This is a genomic window from Piscinibacter sp., from assembly GCF_050175855.1.
GTDB lineage: Bacteria > Pseudomonadota > Gammaproteobacteria > Burkholderiales > Burkholderiaceae_C > Piscinibacter.
The window spans coordinates 1-3,584 of the sequence record NZ_JBFXIO010000464.1; the positions used below are offsets into that span (position 1 = coordinate 1).

5 protein-coding genes are annotated in these 3,584 nt (G+C 68.1%); all 5 read right to left on the minus strand.

The features are described from left to right. A partial coding sequence (locus tag AB7U92_RS23905) for an acyl-CoA dehydrogenase family protein (protein WP_428582821.1) occupies positions 1-439 on the minus strand: 439 nt, incomplete at its 3' end. 19 nt (positions 440-458) lie between these two features. Then, positions 459-1,124 carry an SDR family oxidoreductase gene (locus AB7U92_RS23910; RefSeq protein ID WP_428582823.1) on the minus strand — a complete coding sequence of 222 codons (666 nt, stop codon included), beginning with the start codon at positions 1,122-1,124 and terminating at the stop codon, positions 459-461. Position 1,125: 1 nt separating this feature from the next. After that, positions 1,126-2,304, minus strand: coding sequence for an acetyl-CoA C-acyltransferase (locus AB7U92_RS23915; RefSeq protein WP_428582825.1), 1,179 nt, complete (start codon positions 2,302-2,304; stop codon positions 1,126-1,128). 18 nt (positions 2,305-2,322) lie between these two features. Then, entirely contained in the window at positions 2,323-2,811 is a 489-nt protein-coding gene (locus AB7U92_RS23920; RefSeq protein WP_428582827.1) for a hypothetical protein, read from the minus strand. 10 nt (positions 2,812-2,821) lie between these two features. Further along, positions 2,822-3,584 (minus strand): isocitrate dehydrogenase kinase/phosphatase-domain containing protein (locus AB7U92_RS23925; RefSeq protein WP_428582829.1); only part of this gene is annotated, 763 nt, incomplete at its 5' end.

The following is a 3,584-nucleotide window of genomic DNA, read 5'->3' on the forward strand; positions in this document are numbered from 1 at the left end:
GATAGTGGTCGCCGTCCTTCGTGGCGGTCGTCATCAGGCCGTCGGCCTGCGAGCCCACGTGCGGTTCGGACAGGCAGAACGCGCCGAGCATCTCGCCGCGCGCCAGCGGCTTCAGCCACTGTTCCTTCTGCGACTCGCTGCCCCAGGCCATCAGGATCGAGCACACCGGGCAGTTGTTGACGCTCACCACGGTGGAGGTGCCGCCGTCGCCGGCGGCGATCTCCTCGAGGATGACCGCCAGCGCCAGGTAGTCCAGCCCCGCGCCGCCCCATTGCTCGGGCACGGCCACGCCGTAGCAGCCCAGTGCGGCCAGGCCCTGCAGCTCGACGGCCGGGAAGTGATGCTCCTTGTCCCAGCGTGCCGCATGGGGCGCGATCTGCTCCTGCACGAAGGCACGCACGGCCTCCTGCACGGCACGGTGGTCATCGCTCAACAGCATTCTTCGTTCCTCGAGAAGGTCACCAGGGGATTTCGCTGCCGTCGTGGTTCAGGAAGCGCCCGTTGTCCTGCGGCGCCAGGCCGGCGATCACGCGACGCATGCTGGCCACGCTCTCCTGCGCCGTGATGTCCGCATTCGCGCCGCCCATGTCGGTGCGCACCCAGCCGGGATGGAAGCTCACGCAGGTGGCCTTGCCGGCCCACTCGAGCGAGATGTCCTTGAGCACCGAATTGGCCGCCGCCTTGGAGGCGCGGTACAGCCAGCTGCTCGTGCCGGCACGCGCGCCCATCGAGCCCATCTTCGAGGAGATCAGCGCCAGCTTCGCTCCCGGTGCGAGCATGTCCGCGAGCTGCGGCAGCACGCGCATCGGCGCCAGCACGTTGGCGTGCATGGTGTGGTCGAAGTCGGCGTCGGTGGGTGGGGCCAGCCCGGTCTGCCGCACCAGCACGCCGGCCACGTGCACGATCACGTCGAAGGCCGAGCCGTCGAGCTGCCAGGCCAGGCGCGAGGTGCTCTCGGCACTGGCCACGTCCAGCGCGATCGCGGTGGCACCCTGCGCGCGCAGGGCGGCCAGTGCCTCGTCGCTGCGCGCCGTGGCCGTGACCTGCCAGCCCTCGGCACGGTACTGGCGCACGAACTCGGCGCCGATGCCGCGCGAGGCGCCGATGATCAGGGCATGCGGCATGTCAGAGCAGTTCGACCGCCAGCGCCGTGGCCTCGCCGCCGCCGATGCACAGTGCCGCCACGCCTTTCTTCTTGCCCTGCGTGCGCAGCGCGCCGAGCAGCGTGACGACGATGCGCGCGCCCGACGCACCGATCGGGTGGCCGAGCGCGCAGGCGCCGCCGTGCACGTTGACGATCTCGTGCGCCAGCTTGAACTCCGCCATCGCGGCCATGGTCACCGCGGCGAAGGCCTCATTGACTTCCCACAGGTCGACATCCTTCACGCCCCAGCCGGCCTTCTTCAGCGCCTTGTCGATCGCGCCCACCGGCGCGGTGGTGAACCAGTCCGGCGCCTGTGCGTGCACGGCGTGCGAGACGATGCGCGCGACCGGCTTCACGCCCATCTGCCTGGCGGTCGACTCACGCATCATCACCAGCGCGGCCGCGCCGTCGGAGATGCTCGACGAGGTGGCGGCGGTGATCGCACCGTCCTTCTTGAAGGCGGGCTTCAGGCCCGGGATCTTGTCGAGCTTGGCCTTGAAGGGCTGCTCGTCGAACTTGATCACCGTTTCGCCCGCCTTGCCCGGGAGGGTGACCGGCGCCATCTCCCAGTCGAAGCTGCCGTCCTCGTTGGCCTTCTTGCTGCGCTGGGTCGAGGCGATCGCGAACTGGTCCATCGCCTCGCGCGTGAAGCTGTACTTGCCCACGCACTGCTCGGCGAACACGCCCATCGCCTTGCCGCGCTCGTAGGCGTCTTCCAGGCCGTCGAGCGCCATGTGGTCGTAGACGGCGGATGCGCCGTACTTGATGCCCTTGCGTGCGAACATGAGGTGCGGCGCATTGGTCATGCTCTCCATGCCGCCGGCCACCATCACGTTGGCGCTGCCCGCCGCGAGCATGTCGTGCGCGAACATCATCGCGCGCATGCCCGAGCCGCACATCTTGCTCATCGTGACGGCACCGGTGGAGTCCGGCAGGCCCGCCTTGCGCATCGCCTGGCGCGCCGGCGCCTGGCCCTGGCCGGCCATCAGGCAGTTGCCGAATAGCACCTCGTCGACGGCGTCGCCGGGCACCCCGGCGCGTTCGACCGCAGCCTTGATGGCCACGGCGCCCAGCTCCCAGGCCTGCAGCCCGGAGAAATCACCCAGCAGGCCGCCGATCGGCGTGCGAGCGGCGGAGACGATGACGATGGGGTCGGACATGATGAGGCTCCTTTCGGATCAGCTGGCAAGAATCGGCGAGCCGCGCTCTTCCTGAGCGACGCGCCGGAGGTAGTTCTGGAAGGCGGCATCCTCGCCGCGCAGCAGCGTCGGCAGCGTGTTGTAGAAGTCGTCGCGCCGGCACCATTCGCGCATGTAGTCGTCCCACGAGTTCCAGCGCCGCTGCTCGGTGGGCGACATGTCCTCCTTGTAGGCCACCAGGTAGGCCCGCTCGAACAGCGACATCAGCATGTCGAAGATCACCAGCATGCGCTCGTTCTGCTCCGGCGTCGGGTTCGGCAGCGCGGTGTTGGTGCGCAGCTGCAGGTCGGCGTTGTCGAGCACGATGCGCAGGAAGTCGTTGTAGGCGTCGGAGAGGTGCTGGTAGGCCTCCTCCTCCTCGTTTTCGCGCTCCTTGCGCTGTTCGGCGAAGAACACCCACACCGCGAACGGGAGGCCGACCACGGTCACCACGTAGCTGGCGAGTTCGAAGGCGTCCTTCCAGTCCATCGGAGCGGCCTCAGATGCCGGCCTCGGCGGCCTCGGCCTCGCTCTGGCGGTGCCGGCGGAAGCGCTTGTCCTGGTCGTAGGGGAAGACGTCGTGCACGTGGCCGGCGAGGATGCGGTCCTTGTGGCCCTGCCAGAAGGCGACGTCGAGCAGGTCGGCGTGGTGCTTCATGAACACCTCGCGCACCTGCGCGTTGCCGAGCAGGAAGGGGCCGAAGGTCTCGGGAAACACGTCACGCGGGCCGACGTGGTACCAGATCTCGCCCGACATCTCCTCCTCCTCGTTGCGCGGCTCGGGCACGCGGCGGAAGTTGCAGTCGGTCAGGTACTCGATCTCGTCGTAGTCGTAGAACACCACCTTGCCGTGGCGCGTCACGCCGAAGTTCTTCCACAGCATGTCGCCGGGGAAGATGTTCGCGCGCACGAGGTCCTTGATGGCGTTGCCGTACTCGATCACCGCATGCTCCATCTGCCGCGGGTTGGCTTCCTGCAGGTAGATGTTCAGCGGGATCATGCGCCGCTCGATGTAGAGGTGGCGGATCACCAGCGTATCGCCATCCTCCTCCACCAGGCTCGGGCAGTAGTGCTTCAGCTCGGCGATCAGCTCCTCCTCGAAGCGCGCGCGCGGGAAGGCGACGTTGCTGTACTCCAGCGTGTCGGCCATGCGGCCGCCACGGTCGTGCGTCTTCACGAGCAGGTACTTGCTCATGATCAGCTCGCGCGAGGTCTCCTTCGGCGCCGGGTAGAAATCCTTGATGACCTTGAAGACGTACGGG

What these genes read in the sequence shown, in the direction of transcription:
- AB7U92_RS23920 (WP_428582827.1), bottom strand. Translation starts at nt 2,811, where the DNA reads ATGGACTGGAAGGACGCCTTCGAACTCGCCAGCTACGTGGTGACCGTG.
- AB7U92_RS23910 (WP_428582823.1), bottom strand. Translation starts at nt 1,124, where the DNA reads ATGCCGCATGCCCTGATCATCGGCGCCTCGCGCGGCATCGGCGCCGAG.
- AB7U92_RS23915 (WP_428582825.1), bottom strand. Translation starts at nt 2,304, where the DNA reads ATGTCCGACCCCATCGTCATCGTCTCCGCCGCTCGCACGCCGATCGGC.